Origin of the sequence: Arthrobacter sp. zg-Y40 (assembly GCF_020731535.1) — a bacterium.
Lineage (GTDB): Bacteria > Actinomycetota > Actinomycetes > Actinomycetales > Micrococcaceae > Arthrobacter_B.
Window position 1 is genome coordinate 613,944 of sequence record NZ_JAJFZS010000001.1, and the last position, 16,309, is coordinate 630,252.

General features: G+C 66.1%; 14 protein-coding genes. 5 read left to right on the top strand and 9 right to left on the bottom strand.

Features of this window, described 5'->3' with window-relative positions:
- Positions 1 to 41: 41 nt before the first annotated feature.
- The 3 genes from narJ to LJ754_RS02920 are packed head-to-tail and all read right to left on the bottom strand — an operon-like array spanning position 42 to position 6,249.
- Positions 42 to 740 carry a nitrate reductase molybdenum cofactor assembly chaperone gene (gene narJ / locus LJ754_RS02910; protein ID WP_227912648.1) on the bottom strand — a complete coding sequence of 233 codons (699 nt, stop codon included), beginning with the start codon at positions 738 to 740 and terminating at the stop codon, positions 42 to 44.
- Positions 737 to 2,530 carry a nitrate reductase subunit beta gene (gene narH, locus LJ754_RS02915; protein ID WP_227925278.1) on the bottom strand — a complete coding sequence of 598 codons (1,794 nt, stop codon included), beginning with the start codon at positions 2,528 to 2,530 and terminating at the stop codon, positions 737 to 739. The genes narJ and narH overlap by 4 nt, the downstream gene beginning before the upstream one ends.
- Entirely contained in the window at positions 2,530 to 6,249 is a 3,720-nt protein-coding gene (locus LJ754_RS02920) for a nitrate reductase subunit alpha (RefSeq protein ID WP_227925279.1), read from the bottom strand. Before LJ754_RS02920 ends, narH begins: the two co-directional genes overlap by 1 nt.
- 158 nt (positions 6,250 to 6,407) lie before the next feature.
- Here LJ754_RS02920 and LJ754_RS02925 point away from each other — a divergent pair, with 158 nt between their 5' ends.
- The 3 genes from LJ754_RS02925 to LJ754_RS02935 are packed head-to-tail and all read left to right on the top strand — an operon-like array spanning position 6,408 to position 9,440.
- A complete protein-coding gene (locus tag LJ754_RS02925) occupies positions 6,408 to 7,361 on the top strand; it encodes a 1,4-dihydroxy-2-naphthoyl-CoA synthase (protein WP_227925280.1) in 954 nt (317 codons plus the stop codon).
- 7 nt (positions 7,362 to 7,368) lie between these two features.
- Positions 7,369 to 8,505, top strand: coding sequence for an AMP-binding protein (locus tag LJ754_RS02930; RefSeq protein ID WP_227925282.1), 1,137 nt, complete (start codon positions 7,369 to 7,371; stop codon positions 8,503 to 8,505).
- Between the two features lie 50 nt (positions 8,506 to 8,555).
- The gene (locus LJ754_RS02935; RefSeq protein WP_227912643.1) at positions 8,556 to 9,440 is read left to right on the top strand and encodes a 1,4-dihydroxy-2-naphthoate polyprenyltransferase; all 885 of its coding nucleotides are present in this window, start codon (positions 8,556 to 8,558) and stop codon (positions 9,438 to 9,440) included.
- A 37-nt stretch (positions 9,441 to 9,477) separates the two neighbouring features.
- Here the strand turns inward: LJ754_RS02935 and LJ754_RS02940 are convergent, their stop codons facing one another.
- Positions 9,478 to 9,783: a DUF4229 domain-containing protein gene (locus tag LJ754_RS02940; RefSeq protein WP_227925284.1), complete on the bottom strand. Its 306-nt coding sequence runs from the start codon at positions 9,781 to 9,783 to the stop codon at positions 9,478 to 9,480.
- Positions 9,784 to 9,867: 84 nt separating this feature from the next.
- Between LJ754_RS02940 and LJ754_RS02945 the strand changes: the two genes are divergently transcribed.
- Complete coding sequence (locus LJ754_RS02945) at positions 9,868 to 10,254, top strand: PLD nuclease N-terminal domain-containing protein (RefSeq protein WP_227925286.1); 387 nt, start codon at positions 9,868 to 9,870, stop codon at positions 10,252 to 10,254.
- A 138-nt stretch (positions 10,255 to 10,392) separates the two neighbouring features.
- Here the strand turns inward: LJ754_RS02945 and ccsB are convergent, their stop codons facing one another.
- From ccsB to LJ754_RS02970, 5 genes are all read right to left on the bottom strand, one after another.
- Entirely contained in the window at positions 10,393 to 11,415 is a 1,023-nt protein-coding gene (ccsB, locus tag LJ754_RS02950) for a c-type cytochrome biogenesis protein CcsB (protein ID WP_227912640.1), read from the bottom strand.
- Entirely contained in the window at positions 11,415 to 13,148 is a 1,734-nt protein-coding gene (gene resB / locus LJ754_RS02955) for a cytochrome c biogenesis protein ResB (RefSeq protein ID WP_227925431.1), read from the bottom strand. Before resB ends, ccsB begins: the two co-directional genes overlap by 1 nt.
- Before the next feature lie 76 nt (positions 13,149 to 13,224).
- Positions 13,225 to 14,022: a cytochrome c biogenesis CcdA family protein gene (locus LJ754_RS02960; protein ID WP_227925288.1), complete on the bottom strand. Its 798-nt coding sequence runs from the start codon at positions 14,020 to 14,022 to the stop codon at positions 13,225 to 13,227.
- 5 nt (positions 14,023 to 14,027) lie between these two features.
- Positions 14,028 to 14,657: a redoxin domain-containing protein gene (locus LJ754_RS02965; protein ID WP_442860158.1), complete on the bottom strand. Its 630-nt coding sequence runs from the start codon at positions 14,655 to 14,657 to the stop codon at positions 14,028 to 14,030.
- Positions 14,658 to 14,716: 59 nt separating this feature from the next.
- Positions 14,717 to 15,379: a histidine phosphatase family protein gene (locus LJ754_RS02970; protein ID WP_227912638.1), complete on the bottom strand. Its 663-nt coding sequence runs from the start codon at positions 15,377 to 15,379 to the stop codon at positions 14,717 to 14,719.
- Between the two features lie 158 nt (positions 15,380 to 15,537).
- Here LJ754_RS02970 and LJ754_RS02975 point away from each other — a divergent pair, with 158 nt between their 5' ends.
- On the top strand, positions 15,538 to 16,077 hold the full coding sequence (locus tag LJ754_RS02975; RefSeq protein ID WP_227912637.1) for a YceI family protein: 540 nt from the start codon (positions 15,538 to 15,540) through the stop codon (positions 16,075 to 16,077).
- Positions 16,078 to 16,309: the final 232 nt, after the last annotated feature.

Genomic DNA, 16,309 nt, shown 5'->3' on the forward strand with positions numbered 1-16,309 from the left:
CACGGTTGCCTGCGGCATTTCCGCCCGTAGATCCACTGCGATCATGGGCTGTTCCTTTCACTCACCGGCAGCAGCCGCGAACTGTAGGGTTCCAGGCCCACGGTTTCGGTGGGCGGCCCGTAGCCCGCGGTACGCATCACCGCAGCGGCATCCTCGGGAGAGACACCGGGCAGCGTGGTGCACAGCAGGGTCAGCACACCCTCATGGGGCAGCCCGTCATCGCGGAGGGCTAGGCGCAGCAGTTCCACGGACGGCCGGTAGCGCTGCAGCAGCTCGTAGCCGTCCTGCGGTGAGACTTTGGCGGCGAACTCGAGCACCAGCGGCAGGTAGTCCGGGAGCTCGGTGCCCTCGGGCAGGACTCCGTGCGAGCGGTAGATCTCCTTGAAGGCTGCGAGCGCTTCGCCGCGGCGCCGGGTGTCGCCGTCGGTCCAGTAGGTAAGGTGCAGGCTGTGCCGCTTGGAGAGGTCGAATTCCTGCACGTAGGCCGACTGCACGTCCCGCAGGGGCGTGTCGGCGAACCAGCCAAACAGCGGGTCCAGCTCGCTGCTGCCGGCGCCGGCTTCGGCCAGGGCCGAGCGGATGGCCGGCACCAGGTCCAGCAGCTGCCGGTCCGGATACTCCAGCAGCAGGGCAGCTGCCTGCCGAATGGCCCGGCTGCGCGCGGGGTGCTGGTCAGCGTACGGCTCGGGGGCCAGCGTGCCCTTGCCCGGTTTGCCCAGCAGCTTCTCCAGCAGGCTCACGGGCGGACCCCCGGTCCGGAGGAGGGTGGCTCGGGACCGTTCCGCCCGCCGGAGTCCGACGCCGGTCCGTCGCCTTCGGCGGAGTCGTACCCCGCGCCTTTGCCCTCGGCGGCGTCTGCGTCCGCTGCCCCGCGGTTGTTGTTGGCGGGGAACAGTCCGCGCGGTGTTCCCCGCCCGTCCCAGTTGAGCAGGTTCACCCGGCCGCCCAGGTTGCCGTTCCCGGTGGGGTCCTCCCCGCGCTGCCGCGCCTGCAGCGCGTCGAAGTTTTCCACCGCCACCGGCGTCGGCCGGCCGGAGGCTTCACCGAACACCCCGGTCTGTCCCATGCCCGGCCCGCCCTCCACATCCAGGGAGCAGCCGATTTCCTCGAGGTTGTGGGCGTCCTCCAGGTGCGCAGTGGGGATGACGTACCGCTCCTCGTACTTGGCCACGGCCATCAGCCGGTACATAGCCACAATCTGCTCACCTGTCATCCCGACGTCGGCCGCAATCCGCTCGTCGGGAGCGTCACCGAGGGTGATGTCGCGCATGTAGGCGCGCATGGCAGCGAGCTTGCGCAGCACCCCGGTCACCAGGTCGGTGTCCCCGGCGGTGAACAGTTCGGCCAGGTATTCCACCGGTATCCGCAGCGCCTCGATGGCGCCGAAAAGATTGTCCGCGCTCTCGCCGTCGTGCCCCTGCTCGTTGAGCACGTCCACAATCGGGGACAGCGGCGGTACGTACCAGACCATGGGCATGGTCCGGTATTCCGGATGCAGCGGCAGCGCCACCCGGAACGTCTTGGCCATGGCGTAGACCGGCGAGCGCCGGGCCGCGTCAATCCAGTCCTCCGGGATCCCCTCTGCCCGGGCGCCGGCAACCACTTCCGGATCATTGGGGTCCATCATCAGGTCCAACTGTGCCTCGTACAGGTCTTGAACGTTGGGGGTGGAGGCGGCCTCAGTGACCTTGTCGGCGTCATACAGGAAAATCCCGATGTACCGCAGCCGGCCCACGCAGGTTTCCGCGCAGACCGTGGGGATACCAACCTCGATGCGCGGATAGCAGAAGGTGCACTTCTCGGCCTTGCCGGAGCGGTGGTTGAAGTACATCTTTTTGTACGGGCAGCCGGTGACGCACTGCCGCCAGCCGCGGCAGCGGTCCTGGTCCACCAGCACAATGCCGTCCTCTTCGCGCTTGTAAATGGCTCCGGACGGGCAGGAGGCCATGCAGGAGGGGTTCAGGCAGTGCTCGCAGATCCGCGGCAGGTAGAACATAAACGTGTTGTCGAAGTCCGCCTTGACCTTCTCCTCGGCCTCGCTGCGCAGCTTCTGCAGCACCGGGTCCTGCCGGTTGGTGCGCTCCGAACCGCCCAGGTCGTCATCCCAATTGGCGGACCAGCGGATATTCATGTTCTCGCCGGTGATCAGGGACTTGGGCCGGGCCACCGGGAAGTCCTTGCCGGCCGGGGCGTTGATCAGGTTCTCGTAGTCGTAGGTCCAGGGCTCGTAGTAGTCATTCAGCTCCGGCTGGACCGGGCTGGCGAAGATGCCGAAGAGTTTGGCCAGCCGTCCGCCGGCCTTCAGCTTCAGCTTCCCGCGGCTGTTCAGTTCCCAGCCGCCTTTCCACCGTTCCTGGTCCTCGTACCGGCGGGGATACCCCTGCCCGGGACGGGTTTCCACGTTGTTGAACCACACGTATTCGGTGCCGGCGCGGTTGGTCCACGCCTGCTTGCAGGTCACCGAACACGTATGGCAGCCAATGCACTTATCCAGTGCCATCACCATTGCGGTCTGGGCCATGATGCGCATCAGTAGGCCACCTCCTGGGAACGCTTGCGGACAACGGAGACGATGTCGCGCTGGTTGCCCGTGGGGCCGAGATAGTTGAAGGCCCAGGACAGCTGCGCGTAGCCGCCGATCATGTGTGTGGGTTTAACCAGGATCCTGGTCACCGAATTGTGGATGCCGCCGCGCCTGCCGGTGGCTTCGGACTTGGGCACGTCAATGATCCGTTCCTGTGCGTGGTAGACGTACAAGACCCCCGCGGGCATTCGGCTGCTCACGATGGCCCGGCCCACCAGGACACCGTTGGTGTTTACACATTCCACCCAGTCGTTGTCGGAGACCTCGATAAGGGCGGCGTCCTCCTCGCTCATCCACACCGAGGTGCCGCCGCGGGAAAGGGAGAGCATCAGCAGGTTGTCCTGGTACTCGGAGTGAATTGACCACTTGTTGTGCGGCGTCAGGTACCGTACGGCCACGGATAACTCGCCGCGGGTACCCAGGGCGGGCTCGCCGAACAGCCGGTGCATGTCCAGCGGCGGCCGGTACACAGGCAGCGCCTCACCCATGTCTTGGATCCAGTCGTGGTCCAGGAAGAAGTGCATCCGTCCGGTCAGTGTGTGGAAAGGCTTGAGCCGTTCGATGTTGATGGTGAACGGGGCGTATCTCCGGCCGCCGGTCTCCGAACCGGACCACTCCGGGGAGGTAATGACCGGTGTGGGCCGGTCCTGCGTGTCCCGGAAGGTGATCTGCCGGTCCTCCGCGCCTTCGGCCAGGTCCGCCAGGGGAATCCCGGTCCGTTTTTCGAGGGTCCGGAAGCCCTGCACCGCCAGTTCCCCGTTGGTGGTGCCGGAAAGCAGCAGGATCGCTTCGGCCATCCGGGCATCGGTATCCACTGCCGGCCTGCCCGCTGCCGCTCCCCGGTCAAAGACGCCGTGCTTACGGGCCAGCTGGACCAGCGGCCGGGAGACATCGTATTTGACGTACTTGGTGGTGAAGCCCAGCTTCTCAGCCAGCGGGCCTACAGCGGTGAACTTCTCCCCGATGGCGGTGTAGTCCCGTTCAACCACCGCGAGCGAGGGCAGATTCTGCCCCGGGACCGCCGGGATGTCCGTGCCTTTCCAATCCGGCGCGTGCCCGCCGGGCTGGGCGATTTCGCCGGGGGTGTCATGGGTGAGTGCCGTGGCTACCATGTCCTTGCGCACCCCCAGGTGCGTGGCCGCCTGGCGGGAGAATTCCTCGGCGAGCAACCGGAACAGGTCGTAGTCCGTTTTCGCTTCCCAGGGCGGGGCGATGGCCGGGGTGAAGGCGTGGACATACGGGTGCATGTCGGTGGAGGACAGATCGTACTTTTCGTACCAGGTGGCGGCGGGGAACACGACGTCGGAAAGCAGCGTGGAGCTGGTCATCCGGAAGTCCGCGGACACCAGCAGGTCCAACTTCCCCTGCGGGGCGTCCTGGCGCCACACCACGTCTTTGGGCCGGGCGTCGGCGTGGTCCTTGCCCATGACGTTGTTCAGCGTGCCCAGCAGGTGCTTCTGGAAGTATTCCTCGCCCTTGGCCGAGGAGCCCAGGAGGTTCGAACGCCACAGGATCAGGGTGCGCGGCCAGTTCCCCGGGGCGTCCACATCCTCCACGGCAAACCGCAGTTTTTCCTCCTTCAGCTGCCGCGCAACCCACCCCGCTTCGGTATCCGCTTCACCGCGCGCAGCGGCGGCGGCGGCGTCGTCGGCAACGTCCAGGGAGTTCCGGGCATCGAACTGCGGGAAGAACGGCATCCAGCCCATCCGGGTGGACTTCGCAATGACGTCGGCGGTGTGCATTCCGCGCAGGTGGCCGGAGGCCAGCGGGGACTGCATGGCGTCCGAAGAATACCCGTCGGAACGGAACTGGTCCGTATGCATGTACCAGAACGCGGTGCCGACCATGAACCGTGGCGGCCGGTTCCAGTCCCCCGCAGAGGCCATGGCCGCCCACCCCGTGATGGGCCGGCACTTCTCCTGTCCCACATAGTGGGCCCAGCCGCCGCCGTTCCGGCCCTGGCATCCGCACAGCATCAGCATGGCCAGGATGGCACGGTAGGTGACGTCGCCGTGGTACCACTGGCAGATGCCCGCGCCGAGGATGATCATGGACCGGCCATTGGATTTCTCCGCGTTGGCCGCGAAGTCCCGGGCAGTGCGGATGACGGCTTCGGCACCCACATTGGTGATTTCCTGCTGCCAGGCCGGGGTGTACGCAGTGGCGGCGTCGTGGTAGCCGGCGGCCCACTGGCCGGGCAGCCCGTCCCTGCCTACCCCGTACTGCGCCAGCATCAGATCGAAGACGGTGGTGACGGTCCGGCCGGCCACTTCCAGCACGGGCACTCCGCGCTGCACCACCGATCCGACGCCGGACGGATCGGTGAAGGCGGGCAGGTCCACGCGGCTAACCTGCTGGCCGTAGGAGGAGGCATCCACCACCGACAGGGCCGGCACCACGCCCTGCAGGTCGAGGTTCCATTTGCCGGCGTCGGCCTCGTTGTAGCGGAAACCCACGGAGCCGTTGGGCACCACCGGGGTGCCGGCATCACGGTCCAGCAGCACGGTCTTGAAAGCGGCGTCCGAGACCTTCTTCTGGCTGCGGCCCAGATCCGCCGCGGTCAGGAACTTTCCCGGCACCACCGTCCCGTCATCCCGTTCCTCCAGGTGAACCAGGAACGGCAGGTCCGTGTACTGCACCACGTAGTCCTCGAAGAACGGAACCCTCCGGTCCACGAAGTTTTCCTTGAGGATCACATGCCCCATCGCCATGGCGAGCGCCGCGTCGGAACCGGCGGCGGCCGGCAGCCATTCATCGGCGAACTTGGTGTTGTCCGCATAATCCGGGCTGACGGAAACCACCTTGGTGCCCCGGTACCGGCCCTCCACCATCCAGTGCGCGTCCGGGGTACGGGTCACCGGGATGTTCGAGCCCCACATCATCAGGTAGGTGGCATCCCACCAGTCGCCGGATTCCGGGACGTCCGTCTGGTCGCCGAAAACCTGCGGGCTGGCCACCGGCAGGTCCGCGTACCAGTCGTAGAAGCTGTTCATCACCCCGCCGATCAGGTTGATGAACCGGGCCCCGGCGGCGTGCGAGACCATGGACATGGCAGGGATGGGTGAGAACCCGGTGCAGCGGTCCGGCCCGTAATTCTTGATGGTGGAGACGTGCGCGGCGGCAGTCATCTCCAGGGCCTCGGCCCAGCTGGAGCGCACCAGCCCGCCCTTGCCGCGGGCCTGCTGGTAGGTTCGGCGGCGCTCGGGGTCGTTGATGATCTCTTCCCAGGCCAGCACCGGATCCTTTGTGCGGGCCTTGGCGTCCCGGTACATTTCCAGCAGCACTCCGCGGATGTATGGGAACCGGACCCGGGTGGGGGAATACGTGTACCAGGAGAAGGCCGCACCGCGCGGACAGCCGCGGGGTTCGTATTCGGGGCGGTCCGGGCCCACCGAGGGGTAATCGGTCTCCTGCGCTTCCCAGGTGATGATCCCGTCCTTGACGTAGACCTTCCAGGAGCAGGAGCCCGTGCAGTTCACCCCGTGGGTGGACCGCACCACCTTGTCGTGGCTCCACCGGTTGCGGTAGAAGGCGTCCCCCTCCCGGCCGCCCTCGCGGAAAACCGCCCGGCCGTCATCGGTTTCATCCCATCGGGTGAAGAACCGGCCAAACTTGAGCATTGCATCTGATGCGGGGCCATCTATCCCCGGAACGGAGCCAGCCATAGCTACTACCTTGGAGCAGGATGCCCTGCAGAGAACAGGGGTGCGGCGGATTAAGCGGCTGCGGCCGGCAACACGGCCCGGGGCACGGGAGGGTTGCGGTGCGTTCCGGGCTGCCCGGGTTGTCGGGAACGAACCGCGCCGGGCGATAAACTCGGTTTGTGAGCACAGAACTTCCAGCACAGGTGTCCGATATTTTCGACCCGCAGCAGTGGCGTCTTGTATCCGGATTCGAAGACCTGCAGGACATGACCTACCACCGGCAGGTGGAGCGCGACGCCGACGGCGCCGTCCTGCGCGACCTGCCGACCGTGCGGATTGCCTTCAACCGGCCCGAGGTACGCAATGCCTTCCGCCCCGGCACCGTGGACGAACTGTACCGGGCCATGGACCATGCCCGGATGACCCCCGACGTCGCCACCGTCCTGCTCACCGGCAACGGCCCCTCCCCCAAGGACGGCGGCCACTCGTTCTGCTCCGGCGGCGACCAGCGGATCCGCGGCCGTGACGGCTACCGCTATGCAGAAGGGGAAACCAAGGAGACCATTGACCCGGCACGCGCGGGGCGGCTGCACATCCTGGAAGTCCAGCGGCTCATCCGCACCATGCCCAAGGTGGTTATTGCCGTGGTGAACGGCTGGGCCGCCGGCGGCGGGCACAGCCTCCATGTGGTTGCCGATTTGACCATCGCTTCCCGCCAGCACGGAAAATTCAAGCAGACCGACGCCACAGTGGGCAGCTTCGACGCCGGATACGGCTCGGCGCTGCTCGCCCGGCAGATCGGCCAGAAAAAAGCCCGTGAAATCTTCTTCCTCGCCCGTGAATACTCCGCCGAGGACATGGTGGCCATGGGTGCGGTCAATGAAGCCGTGGACCACGAGGACCTCGAAAAAACGGCGTTGGAGTACGCTGCCGATATAGCCCGGCAGTCCCCGCAGGCCATCCGGATGCTGAAGTTCGCCTTTAACCTGGCCGACGACGGCTTGGCCGGGCAGCAGGTCTTCGCCGGCGAAGCCACCCGGTTGGCCTATATGACGGACGAGGCGGTGGAGGGCAAGGAAGCATTCCTGGCCAAACGCGACCCGGACTGGTCCTCATTCCCCTACTACTTCTAGGACCGCATTGGAACTGCTCCCAGTCCTCACCAGGCCCGGCTTCGATGCCGGCATGCTGCTTGCCCCGCTGGCCGACGCGCTGGCCGGGGAAGGCCCCGCCGTCGCGCCGCACACCGACCCGGGCCAGGCGTTCGAGGGCGAGCTGCCCAATGACGACATTGCCCTGGTGATCAGCACCTCCGGGTCCACCGGCACCCCCAAGCAGACCATGCTCAGCAGCGATGCCCTGGCCGCCTCCTCCATGGCCACTGCGGTGGCGCTGGAAGCGGACGGCCAGTGGCTGGCGGCCCTGCCGGTGAACTACATTGCCGGCATCCAAGTCCTGGTGCGGTCCCTCTACGCCGGGACACAGCCGGTCTTTATGGACCTGTCCGTCCCGTTCACCGCGGAAGTCTTCACCCGCGCCGCCGAAGACATGACGGACCGCAACCGCTTCACCTCGCTGGTGCCCACCCAGCTGCACCGGTTGCTGCAGGATCCTGCCCCGGAGACGCTGCGCGTGCTGCGGCGTTTCAATGCGATCCTGCTCGGCGGAGCTCCGGCCGGTGCTGCGCTGCTGGAAAAGGCCGGCAGCCTTGGGCTGAACGTGGTCACCACCTACGGCATGAGCGAAACCTGCGGCGGCTGCGTCTACAACGGGCTTCCGCTGCCCGGCGTCGACGTGATCCGCGAAGACGGCCGGCTGTGGATAGCCGGTGACGTGCTCGCCGACGGGTACATGGGCCGTCCGGAGCTTACCCGGGACCGTTTCCGGTTCAACTCCGGCCGGCGCTGGTTCCGCACGGATGACACCGGGACGGTCGACGGCGAGGGACGGGTCAGCGTATCCGGCCGGCTGGATGACGTAATTGTCAGCGGCGGCGTCAAGGTCTCCGCGCAGGTGGTGGCCGAAGCGGTCGAAACCGTGGCCGGGGTGGAGCAGGCCTTTGTCCTGGGCCTCGAGGACGCCGAGTGGGGCGCCCGGGTGGGCGCCGCCGTCGTTGGCAGTGTTGACCCTGAACTGGTCCGCGACGCCGTCCGCGCCCGGCTGGGCGCCGCGGCAGTGCCGAAGGTGGTCCTGCTGCTGGAATCCCTGCCCCTGCTGCCCAACGGCAAGGCGGACCGGATGACCCTGCTGCGGCTGCTCGCCGCCGCACGGCACTGAACCGCCGGGTACAACTCTCCAAAACCGAAGAAAAATTAAGGATTACAACTGTGGCTACAGCCGCCCAATGGATAGAAGGCGCCCGGCCCCGGACGCTGCCGATGGCAGTCGCGCCGGTGATTATCGGCTCCGCCGCCGCCTATGACCTCGGAGCCTTCTCGCCCCTGCGTGCCGTACTGGCTGCACTGGTTGCCGTCCTGCTGCAGATAGGCGTCAACTACGCCAATGACTATTCCGACGGCATCCGCGGCACCGACGACAACCGGGTGGGACCGCTTCGCCTGACCGGCTCCCGGCTGGCGACCCCCAAGCAGGTCAAGTACGCGGCCTTCGGCTGCTTCGGCGCAGCAATGGTCGCCGGTCTGGGCCTGGTGGTGCTCTCCTCCACGTGGTTCCTGATCCTGGTCGGGATCGGCTGCGTGGCGGCGGCCTGGGGCTACACCGGCGGCAAAAACCCTTACGGCTACATGGGCCTGGGCGACGTGTTCGTCTTTGTGTTCTTCGGCCTGGTGGCCACGCTGGGCACCACCTACACCCAGGCACTGGAAATCAACGCTGCCGCCGTGCTGGGCGCCGTAGGCACCGGACTGATTGCCGTGGCACTGCTGATGGCCAACAACGTCCGGGACATTCCCACGGACCGGGTGGCCGGCAAGCGCACCCTGGCAGTCCGGCTGGGCGACGGTCCGGCCCGGATCAGCTACGTCATGATGCTGGCGGTGGCACTGCTGCTGCCGCTGTTTATTGTCGGCAGTTACCCCTGGCTCCTGCTGGTGCTGCTGCTGGTGCCGGCCTGCATCCTGCCGGCCGGGCTGATGCTCACCGGCAAGACCGGCCGCAGCCTGGTTCCGGTGCTGAAACACACGGGCTTGATCAACCTGGGCTTCAGCGTGCTTTACGCCGCGGGACTGGTGATCACCCGCATCCTGGCCTAGGCCGGGTCAGCACGGTGCAGCCTAAGCCGTTGCGGGGCTAGGCGTCGCGGCGGCGGTCCGCGTCGGTTTCGACGCCGGGACGGTCCGCCACCATGCCGTCCTCCGCCGCGGCGTCGTCAAGTTCGCCGCGGTTGCGCTTGGGTGCGCGTTCCTGGGTGAACCGGCGCTGTACCGTGCGTGCGGCTTCATCGCGCATGTTGCGTGCAAACAGATAGGTCACGCACCAGGCGATAACCGCGGCCGCCAGCGCCGAGGGCACAATGCCCAGCCCCAGCCAGATGCTGATCGCAAAGAAAACGGCCACCAAACCAAGGCGGAGTGCAGTAAATTTCCAGAAAGCCACGCCTTCATTCTAGGCGCTGGGTACCCCTGCTGTTCCTTTCGCCGCCAAAGGACCGGGCAGGCGCCCCTCCTCTACACTGTTGGTATGCCCCGTCTTGTGTTGTTCGGCGTCATTATTGTCGCTGCCGTGATCATCTACGCCGTCATCGAGTGCATCATGTCCCGCTCGAACGAAGTGCGCAGCATCTCCAAGGTTTCCTGGCTGTTCGCCATCATTCTGGTCCCGGTCCTCGGCGCCCTGCTGTGGTTCCTGTTCGGCCGTCCCACCGGCGGGGGTTCCGGGCCCAGGGAGCCGCGCCGTCCTGCCGCCCCCGACGACGACCCGGACTTCCTGCGCAACTTGGAGAGCCGCCGCCGCCAGGCACAGAAAGAGGCCGCACGCCGCGAAGCGGAGCTGAAAGCACGCGAGGAAGGCAGCGGAAAGCAGAATGACAGCGGCAAGCAGAACGACGACGGCCTGCCGGGCGCCTAGGCTGCACGCCCCTTTTCAGCCGCAGCACCCCGGCGATGCCGGAACCCTGTAACGCGGAAGGCCCCGTCCCGGAGATCCGGGACGGGGCCTTCCGCGTTGGTGCGTTATTGACCGTTGGTGCGTTAGGGCTTCAGTGCCTTACAGGCCGGAGTAGCTGTGCAGGCCGGAGAAGAACACGTTGACGATTCCGAAGTTGAAGATCACGCACAGGTAGCCGACGATCGACAGCCAGGCAGCGCGGGTTCCGGTCCAGCCGCGGGTGGCGCGTGCGTGCAGGTAGCCGGCGTAGACCACCCAGATCACGAAGGTCCACACTTCCTTGGTGTCCCAGCCCCAGTACCGGCCCCAGGCCTGCTCGGCCCAGATGGCCCCGGCCATCAGCGTGAAGGTCCACAGCACAAAGGCCACGGCGTTGATGCGGTAGGACAGGTTTTCCAGGCTCTGCGCGGACGGAACAATGCGCATGAACGCCATCCGTGCGGGCCGGCCGGAGCGGATACGGGATTCACGGTCCGCCTGCAGCAGCTGCAGTACGGACATGGCGAACGTCAGGGTGAAGAGCGACGAAGCCAGCACGGCCACCGACACGTGGATGATCAGCCAGTAGCTCTGCAGGGCGGGTACCAGGTGCGCCACCGGGGTGGGGAAACCGATGGTGGCGGCCATCATCATGACCAGGACCAGCCCCAGCACGAAGGTGCCCAGGAAGCGCAGGTCGCGGCGGGTGATCACCAGCAGGAAGACCACGGCCACCACCAGGGCGCCGGTGGTGCAGAACTCGTACATGTTGCCCCACGGCACGCGGTGGGCCGCCATGCCGCGGCACAGGACGGCGGCAGCGTGGATGGCGGCAGCCAGCACGGTCAGGGCAACGCCCACCCGTGCGGCGTTGCGCCGCGGACCGCCGTAGCCCATGCCTGCGTCTGCGGTCTGCGAACCCCGGCTTGCCTCGGCATCCCAGTCCCGGGCGTTGCCGTTGCCGGCGGGAACTGTTTCACGCACTGCGTTCTTCTGCTCCACCCGGTTCTCCACCGTCTGGATGATCTTGCTGCTCTTGGCCAGGTCCCACGCAAAGGCCAGGAAGGCGACCGTGTAGGTGAAGGCCGCAAGCAGCATAAACAACTCGCTGTAGCGCGCGAGGTCGTAATCGATGGGGTCCATTACCGGTCCTTACCTGGTTCATCATTCGATGCGGGGGGTGCGGGGTTCCCGGCCTCGTGGCCGGACTCCGCCGCCGTGTTTGCGGATACGTCGGCCCGCTCAACATTTTGTCCTTCAGTGCCCTGCGGCACCAGCCACTTTTCAGCCAACAGGCCACGGATAGCAGCTGCTTCACCGGTCAGCCGGGGATCCTCGCCGCGGGCAAGCAACCCGTACTCGACCATGGTACGGCCGTCCGGGTGTGCTCCCGCGCGAACCCATACCCGCCGCCGCGCGAGGAACAGCGAAGCGGCCAGGCCGGAAAGGGACAGCACCGAGAACACCAGTGCCCCGGTCTTTCCCGGATCGTAGTGGATATCCAGGGCGGCGTAGCGCTTGAGCCCGTCGAAGCTGATGGAGCCCTTGCCGTCCGGCAGCTCGTACGTCTCGTTGGCATCCAGCACAATGCCGCCGGCAGGCAGGTCGCGGTTGTTCAGCGGGGTCAGGTCCTCGGTCTCCAGCACGTAGACGTTGGACGGGACACCTTCGTCCAGGCCCAGGTCACCGTAGTAGGAGTTCAGGTTCAGCTGCGGTTCCAGCGGATCCGGATCATAGGAATAGCTCACGCCGGTCTCGTCCATGGCTGCACTGGGCAGGAAGAAGCCCACAAAGCCCAACTGGTCCGGCTTGGCGTCGGGTGCCTTGATAACGGCCAGCGAGGTGTACACGCCGTCGGTGGGCACGGCGACAACCGGGCCCTCCAGCGCCACGTTGCCCTCGCCGTCGCGCACCGTGACCATGGGCGCATAGCCGTTGCCAACCAGGTACACGCGGGTGCCGCCCAGGGTCAGGGGTGAGTTGACCTTCAGGACCTGCTTCTGTTCCTCGGCGTCGGGGCCGTCCTTCACGGTCATGCTGGCGGTGAAGTCCAGCGGCTGGCCGAAGTGCGTCTCGGATTCGCGGTCAAACTCGACGTCGAACTTGTCCAGGGTCAGCGAGTAAGGGCTCAGCTGGTTTTCGCTGAAGTTGGAGCCCGGGGTGAAGGTGTCGTAGCTGACCAGTGTGTTCACGAAGGACTCACCCTCCACCACGATTTTCTGGCCGCTGTAACCGAACAAGCCGCCCACGGCCACCGAGGCGAGGACCCCGATCAGGCAGGTGTGGAACATCAGGTTGCCCAGTTCCTTCGCGAAGCCGCGCTCGGCACTGACCGAGGGCCGTTCCCCGTCTTCATCCCGGATATCCACCCGGTAGCCGCGCCGGCGCAGGATCTTCGCGGCGTCGCGCACTGCTTCGGCAGGGGTCAGCGAACCGGCGGGAATCGCCATGGTGCCGTATTCGGGCATCCGGGAAAGCCTGCTCGGGGTGCGCGGCGGCTTGGAACGCAGTGCCTTGTAGTGCGCTTTGGCCCGCGGAATAACGCAGCCGATCAGGGAGATGAACAGCAGCAGGTAGATTGCCGAGAACCAGACGGAGGAGTACACGTCGAAAAGCTGGAAGCGGTCCAGCCAGGGCCCGGTGCCGGGATTGTCCTTGATGTATTGCGTCACCACTGACGGATTTGCCGGGCGCTGCGGGAACAGGGATCCCGGAACGGCGGCCACTGCCAGCAGCAGCAGCAGGAACAGTGCCGTCTTCATGCTGGTCAGCTGGCCCCAGGCCCACCGCAGCGTCCCCCACACGCCCAGGGCGGGCAGCGCGACGTCGTCCCTGCGGCCCTTCTGCGGGCGGGACTTGGACGGGCGGTCCTTCAGTGCTTTCACGTCAACCGATTCCGGGGTCTAGGTGTTCTCATGGTTCCTCTGGTCTCACTGTCTGTCTTTGAGTGCATCAGATCGGCAGGGTCACGTTACCCAACCAACCTTGGAGCTGGTTGATCCACATGTTCCAGACGCCGCTGATCATCAGCACGCCCAGGATGATCAGCATGCCTCCGCCGAAACGCTGCAGCGCGAGCCGGTGCCGCCGGAAGATTCCCAGGGCGCCCATGCCCCGCCGGAATCCGACGGCTATCAGCAGGAACGGCAGCCCCAGGCCCAGGCAGTAGACGAAGGTCAGCAGCGCACCTTTGGCGGCGCTGGCGTCGCTGCCGGAAAAGGACAGCAACTGCACGGCTGAAAGGGTCGGGCCGATGCACGGTGCCCAGCCCAGACCGAAGGTGATGCCCAGGACGGGCGCACCCCACAGCCCGGCCGGGGGCTTTGCCTCGATCTTGCGATCACGCTGGAACCAGCTCATGCCGCCCATAAAGACAATGCCCAGCAGCACTACCACCACGCCCAGGACCTGCGGGATCCAGCCCTGTTCGGAGCCCTTCAACCAGGCGCCAAGCTGGCCGATCCCGGCACCCAGGGCAACGAAGACCGCGGAGAAACCCAGCACGAACAGGCCGATACCCGCGAACATGCGGCCGCGGCGCTGCTTTTGCAGGTCCACCCCGGTGAGTCCGGTGACGTAGCCGAGATACCCCGGAACGAGGGGGAGCACACACGGGGACAGGAAGGAGACGAGGCCGGCCAGCGCAGCCACGGGGATAGCCAGCAGCACGGACCCGTTCAGCACCGTGTCGGCAAAGGCGTTGGCGGTGGACTCAGCGGCAGGAGCCAGCGCGGCGGGAAGGAAGGACACGGCCCTTACGCAGCCAGCGCGTCGCTGATCAGGGCCTTCAGGGTGCCCTTTTCAGCGAGTCCGAGGATGCGGGCTGCCACGCGGCCCTGCCGGTCCAGCACCAGGGTGGTGGGCACGGCCTGCGGCGGGACATAGCTGGTCATGGCCAGCAGCACGCCGCCGTCCTTGTCCATGAAGCTCGGGTAGGGAATGTTGAAGTTCCGTTCGAAGGCCTCGGCCGTGGCCGCCTCGTCCCGGATGTTCACGCCGTAGAAACGCGCACCCTCGGGCTCAAAGGTATTGTGCAGCTCAACCAGGTCCGGGGCTTCCTTCCGGCACGGGGCGCAGGCCGCGTACCAGAAGTTGAGGACCACGACGTCGCCGGCCCAGTCAGCGGAATTCACTTCGGTGCCGTCAAAAAGTGTGGCACTGAACTCCACGGCATCGCCGCGGTCGCCGGGGGCGTACTCGGTGACTGAGCCGTCTCCGGCAATGTAGTTCTTGTTGTCTCCGGCGTTGGCCTGCTCGGCCAGGGGGTCATCCGTGGAGCAGCCGGCGACGGCAGCGGCAAAGGGGACGCTGAGGGCTAGTCCGGCGCCGAGGCGCAGGAACGAGCGGCGGCCTAGGTCCCCCGCAGGGCTCTGACGGTTCTTCAAGGATTTCCAGCTTTCATCGCGGCACGGAGAAGCCACTTCTACAACGCGTAGTAATTCTATTATGCGCCGGGCACGTTTGCAGCACCGGGCAGCAGGTCGGCACTGGGCTCGGCGTACCGCACACCCGTCAGGACCGCGCCGTCGAAGTCCAGGGTGGTGACGGAAGTGAGAGTACATTCACGCTGGCGCGGGTCATGCCAGAGCTTCTTGCCTTCCGCAGCGAGGCGGGTCACCCAGATGGGCAGCTGGTGGCTGACCAGGATCGCCTCCGCGTTGTCCCCGCCCACTTCCACCGCACGCATCCGCGCGTCGTCGACGGCGGCCATCACGCGCGCCACCTGCTTGGCATACGGTTCGCCCCAGGACGGACGCATGGGATTGCGCAGCAGCGGCCAATAGCGGGGGTTGCGCAGCTTGCTCTGGATGCGCGACATTCCCTCGAAGCGGTTTTCGGCTTCAAGGATCCGCTCTTCCGTGACGATCTCCAGTCCAAGGGCGGCCGCAATCGGGGCAGCGGTTTCCTGGGCACGGGTCAGCGGGGAAGCAACCAGGTGAACCAGGTTGGCCCCTTGGCTGCGCTGGTCGCTGAAGTGTTCCGCCACACGGTCCGCCATCCGGCGGCCAAGATCGGACAAGTGGAACTCCGGCAAGCGCCCGTAGAGAACCTTGTCCGGATTAAAGACTTCACCGTGGCGTACGAGATGTATGGATGAGCGGGACATGTGTCCCAGTTTCGCAGAGTTGGAGCCAGCCGCTAAATTATCGGAGATCAGGAACCCAATTAACTTGAACGTTTAACCAAACCGTGCAACACTAAATGCAAATGCATGAAGATGCTCCGGGAGCCCTCCCGCGGCACTGTCACAGAAGGAGTTCTCCCATGATCCCCAGCGGCCTCACCACCGGAACCTGGAACTTTGATGCTTCACACAGCGAAGTCGGCTTCACCGTCCGCCACGCGGGCATCAGCAAGGTCCGCGGAAACTTCGACAAGGTGGACGCTACCCTGACCATCGGCGAGACCCTGGCGGACACCGCCGTAACCGCCGTCATCGCAGCGGATTCCTTCAACTCCAATGACGCCAACCGCGACGGCCACGTCAAGAGCGCCGACTTCTTCGATGCCGAGCAGTTCCCGGAACTGACCTTCGCCGCCACCGGCATCGAGGGTTCCGGGTCCGATTACAAGGTCACCGGCGACCTCACCATCAAGGGCATCACCCGCACCGTGGTCCTGGACACCGAATTCAACGGCGTTGCAGTGGATCCCTTCGGCGCCACCCGCTCCGGCTTCTCCGCCAGCACCGTGATCAGCCGCAAGGACTTCGGCCTGACCTGGAACGCCGCCCTGGAAACCGGCGGCGTGCTGGTGGGAGACAAGGTCACCATCAACGTGGACGCTGCCTTCATCGCAGCGTAACCGCCCGGCACCACCGCGTTAGCCATACGGCGCAGGGCAATACCCCCAGGCAGCCCCGGACCACATCGGTCCGGGGCTGCCTTTTTGCTGTCTGGTCGCTGTTTAGCGCCGGGCTGCCGTTTAGCGCCGGGTGCCGTTTAGTACCCGGTGCCGTTTATCTTCCGGCGACCGTCGGGCTTTCAGCGACCCCTGACCCCGCAGCCGCTGCCGCGATAGGCTGGAGGCTCGGCTG